The sequence below is a fragment of the Providencia sp. PROV208 genome (assembly GCF_028479465.1).
Classification (GTDB): Bacteria; Pseudomonadota; Gammaproteobacteria; order Enterobacterales; family Enterobacteriaceae; genus Providencia; species Providencia alcalifaciens.
The window spans coordinates 47,607-67,185 of the sequence record NZ_JAMPNS010000001.1 but is presented as its reverse complement, the minus strand read 5'-3'; the positions used below and the strand labels follow the sequence as shown (position 1 = coordinate 67,185).

General features: G+C 42.3%; 18 protein-coding genes. 5 read left to right on the top strand and 13 right to left on the bottom strand.

Going from position 1 to position 19,579, the window contains the following annotated elements; genetic code table 11:
- Window positions 1–10 precede the first annotated feature (10 nt).
- From hscB to trmJ, 6 genes are all read right to left on the bottom strand, one after another.
- Entirely contained in the window at window positions 11–532 is a 522-nt protein-coding gene (gene hscB, locus PR766_RS00315) for a co-chaperone HscB (RefSeq protein ID WP_006658641.1), read from the bottom strand.
- 112 nt (window positions 533–644) lie between these two features.
- Window positions 645–968 (bottom strand): iron-sulfur cluster assembly protein IscA, encoded by a 324-nt coding sequence (gene iscA, locus PR766_RS00310; protein ID WP_006658642.1) that lies wholly within the window; start codon window positions 966–968, stop codon window positions 645–647.
- Window positions 969–1,172: 204 nt separating this feature from the next.
- Window positions 1,173–1,559 (bottom strand): Fe-S cluster assembly scaffold IscU, encoded by a 387-nt coding sequence (gene iscU / locus PR766_RS00305; RefSeq protein ID WP_006658643.1) that lies wholly within the window; start codon window positions 1,557–1,559, stop codon window positions 1,173–1,175.
- A 24-nt stretch (window positions 1,560–1,583) separates the two neighbouring features.
- Window positions 1,584–2,798, bottom strand: a complete 1,215-nt coding sequence (locus PR766_RS00300) for an IscS subfamily cysteine desulfurase (RefSeq protein WP_006658644.1) — start codon at window positions 2,796–2,798, stop codon at window positions 1,584–1,586.
- A gap of 142 nt (window positions 2,799–2,940) precedes the next feature.
- The gene (gene iscR, locus PR766_RS00295) at window positions 2,941–3,438 is read right to left on the bottom strand and encodes a Fe-S cluster assembly transcriptional regulator IscR (protein WP_006658645.1); all 498 of its coding nucleotides are present in this window, start codon (window positions 3,436–3,438) and stop codon (window positions 2,941–2,943) included.
- A 118-nt stretch (window positions 3,439–3,556) separates the two neighbouring features.
- Window positions 3,557–4,288, bottom strand: a complete 732-nt coding sequence (gene trmJ, locus PR766_RS00290; RefSeq protein ID WP_006658646.1) for a tRNA (cytosine(32)/uridine(32)-2'-O)-methyltransferase TrmJ — start codon at window positions 4,286–4,288, stop codon at window positions 3,557–3,559.
- A gap of 124 nt (window positions 4,289–4,412) precedes the next feature.
- Here trmJ and suhB point away from each other — a divergent pair, with 124 nt between their 5' ends.
- Window positions 4,413–5,216 carry an inositol-1-monophosphatase gene (gene suhB, locus PR766_RS00285; RefSeq protein ID WP_006658647.1) on the top strand — a complete coding sequence of 268 codons (804 nt, stop codon included), beginning with the start codon at window positions 4,413–4,415 and terminating at the stop codon, window positions 5,214–5,216.
- An 80-nt stretch (window positions 5,217–5,296) separates the two neighbouring features.
- On the opposite strand, the gene PR766_RS00280 is transcribed toward suhB, so the two are convergent.
- Together PR766_RS00280 and glyA are read right to left on the bottom strand one after the other, a co-directional pair.
- The gene (locus PR766_RS00280) at window positions 5,297–6,448 is read right to left on the bottom strand and encodes a 3-phenylpropionate MFS transporter (protein ID WP_154636375.1); all 1,152 of its coding nucleotides are present in this window, start codon (window positions 6,446–6,448) and stop codon (window positions 5,297–5,299) included.
- A gap of 78 nt (window positions 6,449–6,526) precedes the next feature.
- Entirely contained in the window at window positions 6,527–7,780 is a 1,254-nt protein-coding gene (gene glyA, locus PR766_RS00275) for a serine hydroxymethyltransferase (RefSeq protein WP_006658649.1), read from the bottom strand.
- A gap of 350 nt (window positions 7,781–8,130) precedes the next feature.
- Between glyA and hmpA the strand changes: the two genes are divergently transcribed.
- A complete protein-coding gene (gene hmpA, locus PR766_RS00270) occupies window positions 8,131–9,330 on the top strand; it encodes an NO-inducible flavohemoprotein (protein ID WP_154636374.1) in 1,200 nt (399 codons plus the stop codon).
- A gap of 185 nt (window positions 9,331–9,515) precedes the next feature.
- Here the strand turns inward: hmpA and glnB are convergent, their stop codons facing one another.
- Genes glnB through PR766_RS00245 form a run of 5 tightly spaced genes read right to left on the bottom strand, consistent with a single transcriptional unit; the run spans window position 9,516 to window position 15,122 of the window.
- A complete protein-coding gene (gene glnB, locus PR766_RS00265) occupies window positions 9,516–9,854 on the bottom strand; it encodes a nitrogen regulatory protein P-II (RefSeq protein WP_004921424.1) in 339 nt (112 codons plus the stop codon).
- Between the two features lie 12 nt (window positions 9,855–9,866).
- A complete protein-coding gene (locus PR766_RS00260; protein WP_006658651.1) occupies window positions 9,867–11,489 on the bottom strand; it encodes an NAD+ synthase in 1,623 nt (540 codons plus the stop codon).
- A 41-nt stretch (window positions 11,490–11,530) separates the two neighbouring features.
- Window positions 11,531–12,871: a two-component system response regulator GlrR gene (gene glrR, locus PR766_RS00255; protein ID WP_006661298.1), complete on the bottom strand. Its 1,341-nt coding sequence runs from the start codon at window positions 12,869–12,871 to the stop codon at window positions 11,531–11,533.
- Window positions 12,868–13,680 carry a two-component system QseEF-associated lipoprotein QseG gene (qseG, locus tag PR766_RS00250; RefSeq protein ID WP_154636373.1) on the bottom strand — a complete coding sequence of 271 codons (813 nt, stop codon included), beginning with the start codon at window positions 13,678–13,680 and terminating at the stop codon, window positions 12,868–12,870. Before qseG ends, glrR begins: the two co-directional genes overlap by 4 nt.
- A gap of 2 nt (window positions 13,681–13,682) precedes the next feature.
- Complete coding sequence (locus tag PR766_RS00245) at window positions 13,683–15,122, bottom strand: sensor histidine kinase (protein WP_006661296.1); 1,440 nt, start codon at window positions 15,120–15,122, stop codon at window positions 13,683–13,685.
- A gap of 927 nt (window positions 15,123–16,049) precedes the next feature.
- Here PR766_RS00245 and PR766_RS00240 point away from each other — a divergent pair.
- The 3 genes from PR766_RS00240 (at window position 16,050) to PR766_RS00230 (ending at window position 19,512) form a co-directional block, all read left to right on the top strand.
- Window positions 16,050–17,075: a methyltransferase gene (locus PR766_RS00240; RefSeq protein ID WP_154633362.1), complete on the top strand. Its 1,026-nt coding sequence runs from the start codon at window positions 16,050–16,052 to the stop codon at window positions 17,073–17,075.
- 248 nt (window positions 17,076–17,323) lie between these two features.
- Window positions 17,324–17,950, top strand: coding sequence for a response regulator transcription factor (locus PR766_RS00235; protein ID WP_006658657.1), 627 nt, complete (start codon window positions 17,324–17,326; stop codon window positions 17,948–17,950).
- A 35-nt stretch (window positions 17,951–17,985) separates the two neighbouring features.
- Window positions 17,986–19,512 (top strand): MASE1 domain-containing sensor histidine kinase, encoded by a 1,527-nt coding sequence (locus tag PR766_RS00230; protein ID WP_006658658.1) that lies wholly within the window; start codon window positions 17,986–17,988, stop codon window positions 19,510–19,512.
- The last annotated feature ends 67 nt before the right edge of the window (window positions 19,513–19,579 follow it).

Genomic DNA, 19,579 nt, shown 5'->3' with positions numbered 1-19,579 from the left:
TCGTTTTCTCTTAAAAGTCGTCTAGTAACCGTTCTTCGAGTTGCTCAGCTTGTTGCTGTAACTTATCGAGAAAACGCAATTTTCGGACGGTATCAGCGGCTTTTTCCCACTGCATAGAGTCGAGTTCAGAGACCATCAAAGCGCTACGAGTCTGTTGCATTTGTTTGACGTTTTTCATAAAAACAGACAGCTGCTCAAGAGGTTGAGCACTGTTTTCGATGTTATCTAACTCTTCGCGTAATTCGAGTTGCTCCATCAAAAATGCGGTGTCATGTAAGGTATGTTGTTCGTTATTAATGTCATAACCTTGCAATAACAGCATATATTCCGCACGTTTTAGCGGATGACGAAGCGATTGATATGCCGCATTGATAGTTGCAGCATGCTGAAGTGCCTGCATTTTTTCCTGTTCTGAACAGGTAGCAAAGCGATCGGGGTGATATTGTCGCTGTAATTCTTGAAAGCGATGTGTGAGTTGCTCACTATCAATCGCATATTTAGGGGTTAACCCAAAGAGAGTAAAGTAATCCATAAGTGCTCAGTTTCTCGAACCGGGTACCAATGTAGCTAAGTTTTGCTAAAAATCATGTGGTTATTAGCGCTGCATTAGTTACATTGGTCAAAGTCATGCTCATTTAAAGACATTATACGTGAAAACTTTCACCGCATCCGCATTCACTGTTAACGTTAGGGTTATTAAATTTAAACCCTTCATTTAAGCCTTCTTTCACAAAATCCAGCTCAGTGCCGTCTAAATAAACCATGCTTTTGCCATCGACGATGACCTTAACACCCTTATCTTCAAAAACGGTGTCTTCTTCATTAATTACGTCAGCAAATTCAAGCACGTATGCCATTCCTGAGCAACCTGAAGTTCTTACACCTAAGCGCAAACCTTCGCCTTTACCACGATTTTTCAAGAACGATTGAATTCGTTGCGCTGCACTTTCTGTAAGAGAAATCGACATTGCAAACCTCACTTTAGAAACAAACAAGGCAGATGCTAGAAATTATTAGCATCCGCCTTCAAATCATCGGTACAACTCATTATATTTAAAGTTGCATAATAAATACATCTTTAATTAATTTGAGCTTATTTATCAGTAACTGAGCTATATATTTTGTTGTTAATATAATCTAAGAAATAGCTCTTACTTACTGATATTTATCTATTATTTGCTTTGGCGTTTGCTTTTATAATCAGCAATAGCAGCTTTAATTGCATCTTCAGCCAGAATTGAACAGTGAATTTTCACTGGTGGTAATTCTAACTCTTCAGCGATTGCTGTATTTTTGATTGACTCGGCTTCATCTAAACTTTTGCCTTTCATCCACTCTGTAACCAGTGAACTTGATGCAATCGCAGAACCGCAACCATAAGTTTTAAAGCGTGCATCTTCGATAATGCCATCATCATTGACTTTAATTTGCAATTTCATGACGTCACCACAAGCAGGTGCACCCACCATACCGCTACCCACGCTTGGGTCATTGTTATCAAATGAACCAACGTTACGTGGATTTTCATAATGATCGATAACTTTTTCGCTGTAAGCCATTCTTAAACTCCTAAAACTGTCTGATTAATGGTGAGACCATTCGATGCTGTTAAGATCCACGCCTGCTTTAAACATATCCCATAAAGGAGACAGCTCGCGTAAATGGCCGATTGCACCATGAATCTGTTTGATTGCATAGTCAATTTCTTCTTCTGTGGTAAAGCGACCTAAAGAGAAGCGAATTGAGCTATGAGCCAGTTCGTCATTCATACCTAAAGCACGCAGCACATAAGAAGGTTCTAAACTTGCAGATGTACAAGCGGAACCAGAGGAAACTGCTAGGTCTTTCAACGACATCATTAATGATTCACCTTCAACATAGTTGAAGCTGACGTTAAGAATGTGCGGCGCACCATTTTCTAAGTCACCGTTCAGGTAAACTTCTTCGATATCTTTGATACCGTTCCATAAACGTAAGCGTAAACCACGCAGACGTTCAGATTCTTGAGCCATTTCTTCTTTAGCGATGCGATACGCTTCGCCCATACCCACGATTTGGTGAACAGGTAATGTTCCTGAACGCATACCACGTTCATGACCACCGCCGTGTTGCTGCGCTTCTAAACGGATACGCGGTTTACGACGAACATACAGCGCGCCGATACCCATTGGTCCGTATAGTTTGTGAGCAGAGAATGACATTAGATCAACTTTTAATGCTGACAAATCGATAGGTAATTTACCTACACTTTGCGTCGCATCCACATGGAATACGATACCGCGGCTGCGACATAATTCGCCAATTGCAGCAATATCCTGAACAATACCAATTTCGTTATTCACATGCATGATTGACACTAAAATAGTATCTTCACGCATTGCCGCTTCTAACTCTTTCAGGTCGATTAAGCCGTTGCTTTGAGGTGCTAAGTAAGTCACTTCAAAACCTTCGCGCTCTAATTGGCGGCATGTATCCAGAACAGCTTTGTGCTCTGTTTTACATGTGATGATGTGCTTGCCTTTCTTCTGATAAAATTGGGCTGCACCTTTGATAGCTAAGTTATCAGATTCTGTTGCACCTGATGTGAAAACGATTTCACGCGGATCCGCATTCACTAATTCAGCGATTTGATTACGTGCAATATCTACCGCTTCCTCAGCTTGCCAGCCGAAACGGTGTGAACGAGATGCTGGGTTACCAAAATTCCCATCCATTGTTAAACATTGCATCATTTTTTCAGCAACGCGTGGGTCAACTGGCGTTGTAGCTGAATAATCTAGATAAATCGGTAATTTCATTGCTCACATACTCCAAAGGACAAGACAACTTTGCCTTTAATTTTTTAATGACCCCAAGAGTGGAAACCGCTATAACTGGGCTTTTTCACTATTTGGTGATCGACTGCAATTTATAATCTATCTTTATGTTAGATACGAACTATTAGGCACGAATATTGATAATGGACTCTGGCGTAATGCCGTTTAGCATCGTTTTACGCTTTTCATTATCTTGCCTGTCAGCAACATCCATAACCTCTTGATTTTTAACTAATTCATCAAGACTAATGCTACTGAGGAAACTTGTAATTCTGTCACTTAGGTCACGCCATAATGCGTGAGTTAAGCAACGGTCACCATTTTGACAACCTTCTTTATTACCCTGACAACGAGTCGCATCAACGGATTCATCAACCGCAGCAATTACTTCAGCAACAAAAATTTGGTCTGCGTCACGCCCAAGCAGATAACCACCACCAGGACCGCGCACACTAGAAACTAAATCGTTTTTACGTAAACGAGAGAAGAGTTGCTCAAGATAAGAGAGGGAAATTCCCTGACGTTCAGAAATGTCAGCTAAAGGTACTGGACCTGTCTGAGAATGTAACGCGACATCTAACATCGCAGTTACTGCGTAACGCCCTTTAGAAGTGAGTCTCATAACATAAATACTCCGTGGTAAAATATGCAATAATTGTGACATACCTGAGTAATTTGGTCAACTATTTACCTGACTAATTTACTCAAGTATTATTGCTTACTTTACCACAGCATTAACCTCATTTTTTCGCCCATTTTTCCATTGAAGTCAAAATGCCACGAAGAATATGCAACTCTTGAGTTTCTACATGGGCACGGGTAAATAAACGTCGTAGTTTATTCATAATCAACCCTGGGTGCGCCTTGCGAATAAAGCCGGATTCATTCAATACGCTTTCAAGATGAACGTAAAAACGCTCTAAATCTTCAGCAGGTGGGTATTCTACCTCATCATCCACTGATGTTTGCGTATTTTTTTCAGCAATTGCCAAATACGCCATGCGGATTTCGTAGCTGACCAACTGTACCGCCATCGCCAAGTTCAACGAACCATATTCAGGGTTAGTCGGAATATAAAGATGATAATTACATCTTTGCAATTCTTCGTTAGTTAAGCCGACTCTTTCACGCCCAAAAACAATGGCAACGGGTGCATCTTTAGCTTGTTCAACCGATTTTACGCCACATTCACGAGGCTCAACCATTGGCCAAGAAAGCGTACGAGAACGTGCACTGGTGCCAATAACCAGTTTGCACCCTTCCAGCGCCTCATCGAGAGATTTCACGACTTTGGCATTACCGATAACATCACTCGCTCCCGCCGATAATGCGATAGAGTGAGAATCAGGTTCAACAAGTGGGTTGACTAAATAAAGGTTTGAAAGCCCCATTGTTTTCATTGCGCGGGCCGTTGAGCCCATATTGCCAGTGTGTGAGGTTTCAACAAGAACGATACGGATATTTTCTAGCATGGTTTATACATTATCATGAAAAATTAATCGCAAGAGTCTAACACAAAATTGCTTATTGTGACGAACATCTATATACTTTGCGTCTCTTGTTTTTCGTTCTTTAACATCCCAGTGGAAAATACCCATGCATCCGATGCTTAACATCGCCATACGTGCTGCACGTAAGGCTGGTAATTACATAGCTAAAAACTATGAAGACCCTCAGAATGTGACTGTAACCCAAAAGGGTTCTAACGATTTCGTCACTAACGTTGACCGAGACGCTGAACAAATCATCGTTGATATTATTCGTAAATCTTACCCAGACCACACAATCATCACTGAAGAAAGTGGTGAATTATTAGGTAAAGATGATGATATTCAATGGGTAATCGATCCACTGGATGGCACCACCAATTTCACAAAACGTCTCCCTCACTTCTCAGTTTCTATCGCTGTACGCGTTAAAGGTCGTACAGAAGTTGCTGCTGTCTATGACCCAATGCGTAACGAATTATTTACTGCTGTACGCGGTCAAGGCGCTCAAATGAACGGCTACCGTTTACGTATGGCTGAGAAACGTGATCTTGAAGGCGCAGTTGTTGCAACTGGCTTCCCATTCAAACACAAACAACATGCACCTATCTACATGAATATCATGGGCAAAATGTTTGAACAGTGCGCTGATTTCCGTCGCACAGGTTCTGCGGCTCTGGATTTATGCTACGTGGCGGCGGGTCGTGTTGATGCTTACTTTGAAATCGGCTTAAAACCATGGGATTTCTTAGGTGGCGAGCTTATCATGCGTGAAGCAGGTGGGATCATGACTGACTTCGTTGGTGGTCATAACTATTTAGCATCAGGCAACTTAGTTGCAGGTAGCCCACGTGTTGTTCGCGATATTTTAGCTGCAATGAAAGATGAATTATCTGAAGCGTTAAAACGCTAATTCCCGCAGAATTCAAGACAGATAAAAAAGGCGCTAGGTTATAAACCTCAGCGCCTTTTTATCTTTCATAATGTTGTTTGTTACGCTTGAACACTCACTTTTGGGCGAATAAATAATGCAGGTACAGCCAACAGCGCCATCAAGTAAAATACAACACCATGTTGATCAGGCATGCGTTCATATATATAACCGACCATGATGGTAATCACCGCAAGCCCGCCTCCTGTTGCTAATGCCGAGTATACACCTTGCAACGGAATGATTTCATTCTCTTTACGTGCACTGATAAAGCGCATCGCCGCTAAGTGACATACCGTAAACGTGCCGCTATGTAAAACTTGCACGATGATCAATACAGGTAGCGCAGTAAATGCCCCCATCATTCCCCACCGAATAATTCCACAAACTGCCGATAATAATAATAAATTTCGAGCGCTCCAGCGGCGGAATAAACGGTGACTCAACATGAATACAATAACTTCCGCCACCACACCCAGTGACCATAAATTTCCAATCACCAAATCTGAATAGCCGGCTTCTTTCCAAAACAAAGAAGCAAAACCATAATATGCGGCATGAGCGCCTTGTAATAATGTCACACAGATGAGAAACATCAGGACGTTTTTATCTGCAATCAGTTGTTTAAATGAGACCTTATTAGTGCCTTCTGTTTTAGCTACCCCTGCTGGCATAATGGCAGGTTTTAACATCGCTCCAAATAATAGTGCAGCACAACTAATCACAAGTGCGACCATAATTGAAGTATGTCCCCATACTCCCGCAAAATAGCCCATAGAAGACGAGCCAATAATAAAGGCGATGGAGCCCCAAACACGAATTTTGCCGTAGTCAAATGTGAATTGCTTCTGCCATGTTCCCGCTAATGAGTCCCCCAATGGCACCATCGGTGCAAAAAAGAGGTTAAACCCTATCATGACAAACATTAACCAAGCCCAGTGAGAGCCGAATGAAAATCCAATTGAAAAAATGAGGGAAAGTGCAGCCAGCAATCGCAAACCATTAATCAACTTCGACGGTTCTTTGACTTGAGGAGTAATAAACATTGCACCTAAAAAACGCGCCGCGAGCCCTATGCCAAGCAATAACCCGATCATTTCGGCATCAATACCCTCACCTTGCAGCCATACCGACCAAAATGGTAGGAAAATACTGTAGGCAAAAAAGTAGGTAAAATAATCAATCGCTAACCAGCGCGTTGATGGGATAACCATCACTCCTCCCTTTTTTCAATGCAAAAAACCCGCTTTTACACGATGTAGAAGCGGGTTTAGATAACTAATCAGTTTAAATTATGCGTAAACTGGGTATTTTTTACAGATAGCTAATACTTTCTGTTTAACGGCTTCAATGGTCGCTTCGTCATTGAGGTTGTCCAGAATATCACACATCCAGCCAGCTAGCTCGCGAGCATCTGCTTCATTGAAGCCACGACGTGTAATTGCAGGAGAGCCAATACGAACACCAGAAGTTACAAATGGGCTCTTCGGATCGTTAGGTACGCTGTTTTTATTCACAGTGATATTGGCGCGACCCAATGCAGCATCCGCGTCTTTACCCGTGATGTCTTTGTCAACTAAGTCAACTAAGAACAGGTGGTTTTCAGTACCGCCAGAAACGACTTTAAAGCCGCGCTGTTGGAAAACTTCCACCATGGCTTTCGCATTTTTAGCGACTTGCTGTTGGTAAGTTTTAAACGCAGGTTCCATCGCTTCTTTCAGTGCTACTGCTTTACCCGCGATAACGTGCATCAGAGGACCACCTTGTGAACCTGGGAATACCGCAGAGTTCAGACGTTTATACAGATCTTCATCACCACCTTTAGCCAGGATCAAACCACCGCGTGGACCTGCTAAAGTTTTGTGTGTTGTCGTCGTGACGACATGAGCATGTGGAACTGGGTTAGGATACACCCCCGCAGCCACCAGACCCGCAACGTGAGCCATATCAACGAACAGATAAGCACCGATGCTATCAGCGATTTCACGCATTTTTGCCCAATCAACCACACCGGAATACGCGGAGAAACCGCCGATGATCATTTTTGGTTGGTGTTTTTTCGCTTGTGCAGCGATATCGTCGTAATCAATTTTACCGCTTTCATCGATACCATAAGGAACGATGTTATACAGCTTACCGGAGAAGTTGACTGGAGAACCATGAGTTAAGTGACCACCGTGCGCAAGGTTCATACCTAATACAGTGTCGCCTGGTTGAAGAAGTGCCATATAGACAGCCGCGTTAGCTTGTGAACCTGAGTGTGGCTGTACGTTTGCGTAATCAGCACCAAATAACTCTTTCGCACGGTCGATAGCTAATTGCTCAACAACGTCAACAAATTCACAACCACCGTAATAACGTTTAGTTGGGTAACCTTCCGCATATTTATTGGTCAGCTGAGAGCCTTGAGCTTGCATAACTCGTGGGCTGGTGTAGTTTTCAGAAGCAATTAATTCAATGTGTTCTTCTTGACGTTGTACTTCTTTTTCCATTGCTTCCCACAGTTGTGGGTCGTAATCTGCAATATTCATTTCACGCTTTAACATTCGCTTCTCCTGCCTCAGCAATTCAATAAGGTAACAATCAATTCAACTTAATGACTGACAGTGTAAACTCTTTTTCGCCATTGAGATAGCCCCTAAGAAAAAATATACGCAAACGATTGCATTAATTTTTTTGCTTTCAGATAGCCTTAAACAACACAAAATATAATAGTGCATATTTTAATAATACCGAGATGAATATCTAACTTTGCAAGCGACCTCTAACTTTGCAGTGAATTCCCTCACTTTTTGACACGTTAATTATTTACATTTACCGTTAAATATTATAAGTTGCATATAAAATACATGTTTGTAAATTCATAAAATCATGAAAATAATTCAGGAGCACCTGTATGCTTGACCAACAAACTATCGCCACAATTAAATCCACTATCCCCGCTATCGCTGCAACGGGTCCTAAGCTAACCGCTCACTTTTATGACCGGATGTTCAAACAACATCCAGAACTGAAAGATATTTTTAATATGACTCACCAAAAAAATGGGGATCAGCGTGAAGCTTTATTCAACGCCATTTGTGCGTATGCTGTGCATATTGAAACCCCTGAAGCCCTGATTGGCGCGGTGGAAAAAATTGCTCAGAAGCATGTCAGCTTAAATATCAAACCTGAACACTACCCCATTGTTGGGGAAAATTTGTTAGCTGCAATTGATGAGCTACTTAGCCCAGGTCAGGAAGTCTTAGATGCATGGGGCAGAGCTTACGGTGTACTCGCTGATATTTTTATTAATCGTGAAAATGCGATTTATCATGAAAATGCTGAAAAAGCAGGTGGTTGGGAAGGTTTAAGAGAATTTAGAGTGACTAAAAAGCAGCCACAAAGCACAGTCATCACTAGTTTTGAATTCACACCTGTTGATGGAAACCCCGTTGCTGACTACCGCCCAGGACAATACATTACCGTCTATCTGAACGAAAATAGCTTTGAGAATCAAGAAATTCGTCAGTACTCACTCACTAGCGCACCAAACGGCAAAACCTACCGTATAGCGGTGAAACGTGAAGAGCAAGGCACAGTATCAGGCTTTTTACACCAACATCTCAATGAAGGTGATATCGTTCGCTTAGCGCCACCTTGCGGCGACTTTTTCCTTGATGTCGATCCACAAACACCAGTCACACTGATTTCTGCAGGTGTAGGGTTAACCCCAATGCTCAGCATGCTTAACCATCTCACACATCAACAACATCCAGCACCAATCAATTGGCTGCATGCTGCTGAGAATGGTGATGTTCACGCATTTGATCAAGAAGTTAGCAATCTAATAGCACAGCATGAGCAAGGTCATTCGGCAGTTTGGTTCAACCAGCCAACGCAACAAGACCAGTTGGGTACAGACTATCAATACCGCGGATTACTGGATTTAGCACAAGTGAAAAACAAAGTGCTTCAGCCGAATATGCAATTCTACTTCTGCGGACCTGTCGGCTTTATGCAACATGTCAGAAAACAGCTGATTGAAATGGGCGTTACTGCGGATAGCATTCATTATGAGTGTTTCGGTCCTCATAAGGTATTGCCACTGAATTAATGAAAATTATTCATTATAGTAAATTGTTTTTTAAGACTTTAATTTAAATTGTTTTTCATTTTGCGGTAACGGACTCGCATATAAATATATTGTCATCCCAAGTAGGATATATTTATTCCGTTACCGCACTTTTCACTCAAATAACTAAGCTTGAATGGTTCAAGTTAGCAAATTAACTGAAATCGTTAAATCGCTTCTTCATCCTGTTCTCCCGTACGAATACGGATCACTCGAGCGACGTCATACACAAAAATCTTACCATCACCAATTTTGCCAGTCTGCGCTGTCTGCATGATGGTTTCGACACAGCTTTCAACGATATCGTCAGGCACCACAATCTCGATTTTTACTTTAGGTAAAAAATCGACCATATATTCTGCACCACGATAAAGTTCCGTGTGACCTTTTTGACGACCGAAGCCTTTCACTTCGGTTACGGTCATGCCAGTGATCCCCACTTCGGCTAAAGCCTCGCGTACATCATCAAGTTTAAATGGCTTTATAATTGCATCAATTTTTTTCATATTCAGTCCCTGTTATGACCAGTTTTTCCGGCCAAAACCTGAGGTAATCGGATAACGACGATCTTTACCGAAATTACGCATTGTGATCCGTGGTCCAACAGGAGCCTGACGGCGTTTATATTCGTTAATATCGACAAGACGCACAACTTTGCGAACGATTTCTCTATCAAATCCGAGCTTAATAAGATCAGCCACAGATAAATCTTTTTCTACATAACCGTCTAAGATAGCATCTAACACATCGTAAGGCGGTAAGCTATCTTGGTCCAACTGACCTGGCGCGAGTTCCGCTGAAGGTGGTCTATCAATCACGCGCTGCGGAATTGCCGGCGATATTGTATTACGATATTTAGCCAGTTCAAAGACCAGTGTTTTCGGTACATCTTTTAGGACATCAAAGCCACCTGCCATATCACCATATAGCGTTGAGTACCCTACTGCTGACTCACTTTTATTGCTGGTTGTCAGCACTAAGCGGCGGCGTTTATTGGACATCGCCATTAAAATAACGGCGCGGCAACGAGCTTGTAAGTTTTCTTCGGTAGTATCCGGTTGAGTTCCCTCAAACATCGGTTGTAATTGAGCCATAAAAGCATCAAACATCGGCTCAATAGACACAATATCAAACTCAACACCTAACAATTCAGCCTGCTCTTTCGCATCATGAATGCTCATTTCTGACGTATAACGAAATGGCATCATCACGGCTTGAACACGATCTTTCCCAATAGCATCTGCCGCAATCGCCACGGTTAATCCTGAATCAATCCCGCCAGATAGTCCTAAAATCGCCCCATTGAAGCCATTTTTATTGATGTAATCGCGAGTGGCTAAGACTAATGCTTGATATACCTGCGCGATTTGAGACGCTTCAGGCTGTTTCGGCTGCTCAGTCACTAATTTCACATCTTCAAAGGTGACTGTCGCCACTTGCTCTGCAAATTCAACCATTTGATAGACTTGCTTGCCTTTGTTTGCCAGCACTTTCGAGCCACCATCAAATACGAGTTCGTCTTGTCCACCCACTTGGTTAAGATAAACAATCGGCAAACCGGTACGCTGAGCATGCTCCACCAGCAGATCACTACGAATATGTTCTTTATTCAGATCATATGGAGATGCATTGATAGTCAATACGAGGTCAGCACCCGCCCCTTTAACGGCATCAATGGGTTCGTCATACCAAATATCTTCACAAATCAGTAAACCGAGCTGATAACCTTTGAATTCCACCACGCACGTTTTTTCCGCCGCAGTAAAGTAACGAGGCTCATCAAAAACGCCGTAATTAGGCAGTTCTTGCTTAAAATAACGGGCTAATAGCTTGCCTTGGTAGAAAAATGATAATGCGTTATAAATTTCATTCTCTTCGTACCACGGATGTCCCACGATGATCCCGCATTGACTGCTAGCTTGTTGTAAACGTTTTAATTGCGCAGTGCATCGCTCTTCAAAATCGTGGCGGAAGAGTAAATCTTCAGGGGAATACCCTGTCAGAGCCAGCTCAGAGAACATGACAATATCAGTATTTTTTCCCTGTTCTTCAACAGTTTGCAACATGCGTTCGCAGTTGCCTTCAATGTCACCAACTAGCCAGTTAAGTTGTGCCAGTGAGATATTAAGCTTACGGCTCATAACGTGTTTACTCTCCCTTAATCCTTTAGGCTATAAAGGTTTTATTCTTTAAAATCATTCGCTTCTAAATCGTGACGCCCGAGTAGTTTATAAAACTCGGTACGGTTGCGTCCCGCCATACGTGCAGCTTGGGTCACGTTGCCTTTTGTCATCTGCAATAACTTACGCAGATAATTCAATTCAAATTGGTTACGCGCTTCTACAAAGGTCGGTAACGCCGTATTCTCCCCTTCTAATGCTTGGCTAACCAAGGCTTCACTAATTACTGGGGATGTTGTTAATGCAACACATTGCTCAATCACGTTGACTAATTGACGCACATTTCCGGGCCAACTTGCAGTGATCAAACACTTCATCGCATCACTCGAAAAGCTGCGCACAAAAGGCTTATGCCGGTTCGCAGCTTCACGTAATAAATGATTTGCTAATAATGGAATATCTTCAGCGCGTTCATTTAATGCAGGGATCCGTAAGTTCACCACATTCAAGCGATAATAGAGATCTTCACGAAACTCATTTTTTTCCATCGCTTTAGGTAAGTTACGGTGAGTAGCAGAAATGATCCGCACATCAATATCTAAATCTCGGTTACTTCCCAAAGGGCGTACTTTTCGCTCCTGCAAAACACGCAGTAATTTCACTTGAAGTGGCATTGGCATATCACCAATCTCATCTAAAAAGAGCGTACCGCCGCTGGCTGCAAAAAATAGCCCTTCACGGCTACTCACCGCTCCCGTAAATGCGCCTTTAGCATGTCCAAACAGTTCAGATTCAAGTAATTGTTCAGGCAGCGCACCACAGTTAATCGCAATAAACGGCTTATGAGCACGAGGGCTCACCTTGTGAATAGCTTGCGCTAATACTTCTTTACCTGTACCACTTTGCCCATTGATGAGCACACTGACATCAGACTGAGCCACCATGTGAGCCTGCTCAAGCAGACGGATCATGAGTGGGCTGCGAGTCACAATACCCGAGTTCCACTCTACATTACTTATTGGCGTTGATGACAACGCTAGCGCTTCATCAATGGCTTTGTAGAGTGCGTCTTTATCAACAGGTTTCGTTAAGAAACTAAATACACCGCGTTGAGTCGCTGCCACTGCATCGGGAATCGAGCCATGAGCGGTTAAGATAATCACAGGAAGGTTGGGATGGGCTTTTTGCACTTCATCAAACAGTGCCATACCATCCATCTCGTCCATGCGTAAATCGCTAATGACTAAGTCAATTTTTTCTTTTTGCAGTAATTTTAGCGCTTCAGGTCCGCTTTCTGCTGTTGAGACTTTAAATCCTTCACTACTTAGACGCATTCCAAGCAATTTTAACAGGCTGGGATCATCATCCACCAAAAGTAAGTTAGCTGACTTACGGCTGGTCATTGTGTTTTATTCTCCGAGGAATTCTGTTCGGTAGGTGCTGGCGTTGTCTCCGCGGGGGCAGCGACAGCCGCTTCATCTTCTTTTTCGGCTTCATTCGCATTTTTTTTGCGTGAAGAGAGCTGACGTTCGATATCCGTCAGGTTTTCTAACTTGCGGGAGGTATTATCAAGCTCGAAACGTAGCTTAGCGTTATCTTCTTTTAGACGGTCAAGTTTTCCATCCATCTCTTGCTGCATACGCTTATACCGCGCGTTCGCATCCGCTAGATTAATCTGTTGAACCTGCTGTTCACGCCATAATTGTAGCAATGGCCGAATAGGCGTTGGGAAACTCAAGCTATAGGTATTAATGCTATCCAACATCTGGCGACGTTCAGCGATGGTGGGTTCCGCGGAACCTAATAGAATATTTTTCGTGAATGAAGTTGACCAATTATTCACCTCTATTTTTGCCGCTTCTGCGCGTGCTTTATCGGCATCCATTCTGTCTACACAACCCATCATTCGTAACCAATAGAGGGCATTTTCCTGCGAGGTAGGCTCTTGGTTTTCCCAGATGGATTCGCAAGAAGCATAGCGATAATCCGTTGTTTTCACTTCAGGGATCACCACTTTCGCTAAGGTGTCTAATGGAGATTGTCCGTTCTTCGCAACACAGCCAGTTAAAATAAGTGAGAATAAAAGCATTCCCAAAGGCGTTCCGACGCGGGAAGGCTTAACACAGCTCCCACGGCGAATTGAGGTTAATTTTGTCTTCAACAATATTGTATTACACAATACTGCCAAGAAATCTGTAGACCTGTTTTGCATTATTATTCATTCTCTGCGGTTAAAGGCAGTTCAATTCGGAAGCAAACATCTGCTGATTTATGCGGCACTAATGATAACTCACCGCCCATTTGCTTAATACAATCTTGCGCAATGCTCAGCCCTAATCCACTTCCTTTGACAGCTCCTTTTCTTTGGAGGCTGCCTTGGTAGAAAGGTTCAAAAATCATATTCTGCTCAGATTCAGGAATAGGCGTGCCAGTATTGGCAACTTCAATGAGTAATTTATTTCCCGTTCTGCGGCTTGAAATCCAAATATTACCTGATTCGCCACCATAGTGCACCGCATTGGAGTAGATATTATCAATAACCCTTCCGAGTAAGGTTGGTTCCGCAAGGCAACTTTCTACTTTTAAGCGGACTTCTGTCGTAATATTTTTTGCTCTCGCAGGTAAATTATGCGCATTAACAATGTCTTTTATCAGCTTTTTCAAGTCCACCTGCTGGGCAACTGGCGGTTCATCAACGAGTTTTCGATTATAGTCAAGAAGCTGTTCAATAAGTTGCTGAAGATGCTTGCTACTTTGATCCAGAATTTCCACAACCTCTTTTTGCGAACTGGTTAAAGGTCCCGCCACCTCGTCAGCCAATAACTCAGTCCCTTCGCGCATACTGGCTAGGGGCGTTTTCAATTCATGGGAAATATGGCGTAAAAATTCATGGCGCTGCGACTCTAACCACGCAAGGCGTTCGCTTAACCAAATAATACGTTGAGCAATGATTCGTAGCTCTCTTGGACCCTTAAAGCGGTCGGTATCATTCTCAAGTGTCAGCCCAGTCCCTAAACGGTTAATCATTCGCTCAATGATTTTAACCGGACCGATGATCATACGAGTAAATAATGTGACCAATAATGCACTCAGTAAAAAAAGCAGCAGAGTTTGCCAACCAAATAGCTGCCCTTTGCTAGCAATGGCTTTTTGGAGTTGTTCACCACGGCTGAAGATCACTTCGCGAGTCTGCTGTACAACCGCAGTATTTTGCGCAGAAAATTGCTCTAAAACTTTAGTGGTTGATTCTGTCGGTTCGTTATTTTCACAACTAATCGCAGTGAGCTTCTGCAAGCCAGCTGATAATCCAAGTAGCTCAGGTGTTTCAGGCAAGATTGTTTTCTGGCGCTCAAGCATTTGTTCATAGTCAGCAAATTGCTTTTGGTATTGTGTCTGCAATGCTTTGTCCTGCAACACGCAATATTGGCGATAACTACGTTCCATTTCCAGCGCAAGGCTACTCATCGCTTCACTGCGCCGCGCATCAAGTAATGTGGTTTTATTAATTTCTGCCGCTTGATTACTCAGTTGTTCTAAGCTTTGGTAGGCTTGATAAGCCAATACCAGTAATGGCAAAAGTACTAGCCAAAATGCCATAACCACTAACTGCCGCAATGAGCGCGGGAAAAGGCGCAATTTACTCAACGCATTCATCTCATACCTATTTATATGTAATTCAATGTTAGCAGAACTCCGCTTAATGCGAAAAGCGCTGTTTGCATTGATGATTGCCAAACGAGTGTACAGATAGATAGCAATGAACATGCCAAGAAGTTGCATGAAATGTGAATAATTTCAGATAAATAGATTAAATATATAAGGATTAAAACACGTCAATAGATAAACGTGAGTTTGAAGAGATCGAGGCGCTAGAAATGGGAAGGCGGAGGAAAGAATTGCGTCTTTCCTCCGCCAGCGATGTTCGACATTGACTATAAATGTCTGATTTTTTTTATATGATTATGTCTTTCATTAAAGATAATCATATAGGTGGTGCCTCACTCAACGTGTCGCCCTGTGTTTGATAAAGCTCGAAAGCGAATATCGATGATATTGGACGGTAGGCACCTTACTTTGGCGTCATTCGGGTTTTATGTGGTATGTTCCCAATTGCTTGAATCTCTACAAGCTTGGACCTACATAAGCAGTTGAATGAGCAACTGATTGATATTATGCACAACCCGTGCCAACTTTTCAAACCATTTTTTAATCTTCTGTTTTTATTATGTTTTTATTTTTTTATCTATTCATACTTTCTCTGACTCACTGTGAAGGATGAAAATTTCTCGTTATCTCCTACCGATCTGTCTCCAATTCAAGACAGTGAATACCCTGATTTTTAAAATCATTATTTATCAATGGGATAAATGTCTCCTTTTGGCGACAGTGTCAATCGCTGTTTGTCGCTAATTTTAGACATCGTTATTTGATTTAACTGAATGCTGGTTTGAGAGCCAGATGAACAACAACGACATCATTTTTATACCAATCAAGTTAATTTATGATTTTGAAGGTTTTTCCTATTCCGACAATACTTCACATATCCACTCAACATTCTGCCCATCAACATCCGGAGATTATATGTCTTTACCCTCATCTCAACCTTTATCACATTTAGAACCCGGTATTCGCTTACTCCATAAGTCAGTCGGTTTTATCTTTCAAGCTGCGTTACGTGCAGCTATAAAACTCAAACTTGCTGAACACCTACAAGACGGACCCCAAACCGCTAAGCAAATTGCACAAAAAATAGAAGCTAATGCCACAATGATCCATAAAATATTACGGTTACTCGCGACACAAAACATTTTTACTGCTGTCGATAAACATCAATTTGCCATGACACCGGAGGCTGAGTTTCTCTTAGCCGATCACCCTCATTCTCTCCATAAGGCTGTGCTAATGTTAACCGACAAAACGCTTTGGGAGCCCTCTTTACACGTTGCCGAAATGGCGCTTGGAGAACCTATTTTTAAACGTATTTTTGGAGAGAGCTTTTTTGAATATTGGGAAAAAAATGCCAATCTTCCTCATAATTTTCACGATGGAATGGCCTCATTTTCTACCCTAGAAAATCCATTTATCACCGCAAAATACCCTTTCCCAGAAAATAGTCTGATTGCCGATATTGGCGGGGGGACTGGCGGTTTACTTCTTGGAGTATTAGACGCTAATCCAAAAACCGAAGGCGTTCTCTTTGACATGAAAGCAGTAACTGATAAACATATCCTGCATAAGCTAAATGATGATAGCCGCTGGAAAATAGAGAATGGATCTTTCTTTGAAAAAGTCCCGAGTGCTGATTTTTATTTACTGAAATCTATTTGCCGAGACTGGGATGATGATCATCTAATTCAAATACTGACCACTATTCGCCAGTCGATGACCAAAACATCAAAAGTGTTGTTAATTGATATTCATCTTAGCCACGATAATCAGCCAAATTTTGGTAAAAATCTTGGTCTACTTTGTTCCCACTTGATCATTGGTGCCGATGAGCGTACCCAAGAAGAACTGGAGATACTATTGCAGCAGGCTGGCTTAAAAACCACGAATATCCTCAAAACTGACTGTGACTTATCCATTCTAGAAGCGCAAATTGGCTAATTGTATTCCCCACTCGCTTTTGCTGTATTTTAGTAGCGAGTGTATTGTCCTTAAGCAAATGCTGTTTTTTTCCGAGGGAAAACACCGTATTCGACCAAATAAAATATTGCCATCCCATTTGTTATCGCTATGATCCTGCGCGTTTCATTTCTGATGTACGTCAGAATTTTATGTTATTCCGCTAGCTTATCCATCCCTATATTGATATAAGACTGGCAAATGGTCTCCTACTTACTCTCGATATTACAATGATAAAAATAGCCCTTATTGATGACCATATTGTTGTTCGCTCCGGTTTTGCTCAATTACTAACGTTAGAACCTGACATTAGTATCGTGGGGCAATATGCGAGTGCACAAGAAGCATGGCCGCACCTAATTAGCCTCGATATTGACGTGGCAATTATGGATATTTCAATGCCCGATGAGAGCGGTTTACAACTGCTAACTCGCTTACGTAAAAAAAAGCCCGATTTTCGTACCATAATTTTAAGTATCTATGACACTCCTGCCTTTGTACAAAGTGCACTAGATGCAGGTGCCAGTGCCTATCTCACCAAATGCTGCGGACCCGAAGAGTTAGTGCAAGCGGTTCGCTCAGTATACCAAGGTGGATGCTACTTATGCGCCGATGCCATGCGCGCATTACGCCAAACACCCCAACAGAAACAAGGCATTCAAGAACTGACCAACCGTGAGCGCGAAGTTTTTAACTTGCTGGTCGCAGGTCTCAGCGTAAAAGTGATTGCAGAACAATTAAACCTGAGCCATAAAACAGTGCATGTACACCGTGCCAATGTTCTTGGCAAATTACAATGTGAAAGCACCATTGATTTAGTGCATTACGCGTTAGAACACAACATCATTTCTAGGTAGTCTAATTTCTGCGAATCCCATCAAGGTAAATAATCATGAACAAAGCGGCTCGTTTAGGATTACAGTCTCTATTCCTATTATTTACCTACTCGCTGATTTGGGTGGGATTATGGATTATTGGTTTTTATCTCAGCCAAAATAGCTTTCAAGCGACGTTATTTCTTCCCCAAGCCTTACGCTTAACCTTAATGATTTTATTATGGCGTCGCTACTGGCCAACTGTTTTGCTTGCTGAAGGGCTACTCACTTACTGGCTCGCTGAAGAGCAATTAGTAACACAGCCTATTTTGTTATTATCGCCGCTATTAAGTTTGCTTGTTGCAATCGTTATCCAGAATATTTGGTGGCGATATACCCTTTACTGGCAACGACTTATTTTGCTACTAGCTGGCGTTGCCGCCAATAGTGTTCTGAGTGCCTTACTGTTCGGACTACTCTCCCAATACTCTATTAGCCAACTGTTTCTCACGACATTTACGGGTGGAATCTTGTTATCCCCCTTTGTATATCTGATTTATGAATATCTGCATGAACAGCATTACCATATGCTCCTCGACTACGGTACAACGGATAAACAATTACGTACTTCATTGATTATATGGTGTTTCCTTTTTTGTCTGGTCGGTTTAAGCGCCCAGATTTTCTTCGCCCCTGAAATTGAACAACTCATTGTTTTATTAGTTTTTATTCCCAATATTTTTATGGCTTATCGCTATGGCTGGCAAGGTGGTGTGCTGTCCGCACTGTTAGGCAGTTTAATCATCACGTTTGCCAGACAATTCCATGGGGCGTTTGTTGATCTTCAAGAGCTCCAACTTTTTTTAAGCTCTCAAGCTTTAATTGGCATTGGGCTCGGGATTGCTATCAGCCGCCAAAAACAGCTATCCAGCAACTTGCAACGTTATCGCCAGCGGTTAGAGCAAGAACTTCATGCACGTCGCGACCTGATGCGCCAACTGGTTCACACTGAAGAAGATGTAAAAAAAGATATCGCCCGTGAGCTCCATGATGAAATTGGGCAGAACATTACCGCCATTCAGATCCAATCAATGCTAGTGAAAAAAACAGCGACCAACGATCTGAGCTATAACGCGGCGAGTCAAATCAATGAGCTTGCACTACAAATTCACCAAGCTACCCGTCATCTATTACGTCAATTGCGCCCCCCAGTGCTAGATGAAATGTCCCTCGAAAATGCCCTCACTCATTTAATCGGTGAATTCGCGTTTGAAGAAAATAATATTCAATGTGACTTTCATTATGGACTAACCGAAACCCCAGCCAACGACACGGTACTGTTCACCCTTTATCGTCTGGTTCAGGAACTGCTGAATAACATTAGCAAACATGCGAAAGCCACAAAAATCCACATTACGCTCAATCAGCAAGGTGACTCGATACAGCTCATGGTGGATGATAATGGCGTAGGCATTCCTTTTAGCAAACGTACATCAGGCTTCGGTTTACGAGGAATTGAAGAGCGAGTTCGCGCCTTAGGCGGGGATTGGACACTGACAACCAAAAATGGCACCAAAATAATTGTTAACTTGCCCACATTTTGAAATGAAATAGTGAAAAAATAGGAATATTTCCTAGCCTCCTAATACCTTATCTCATCCTTTTATTTAA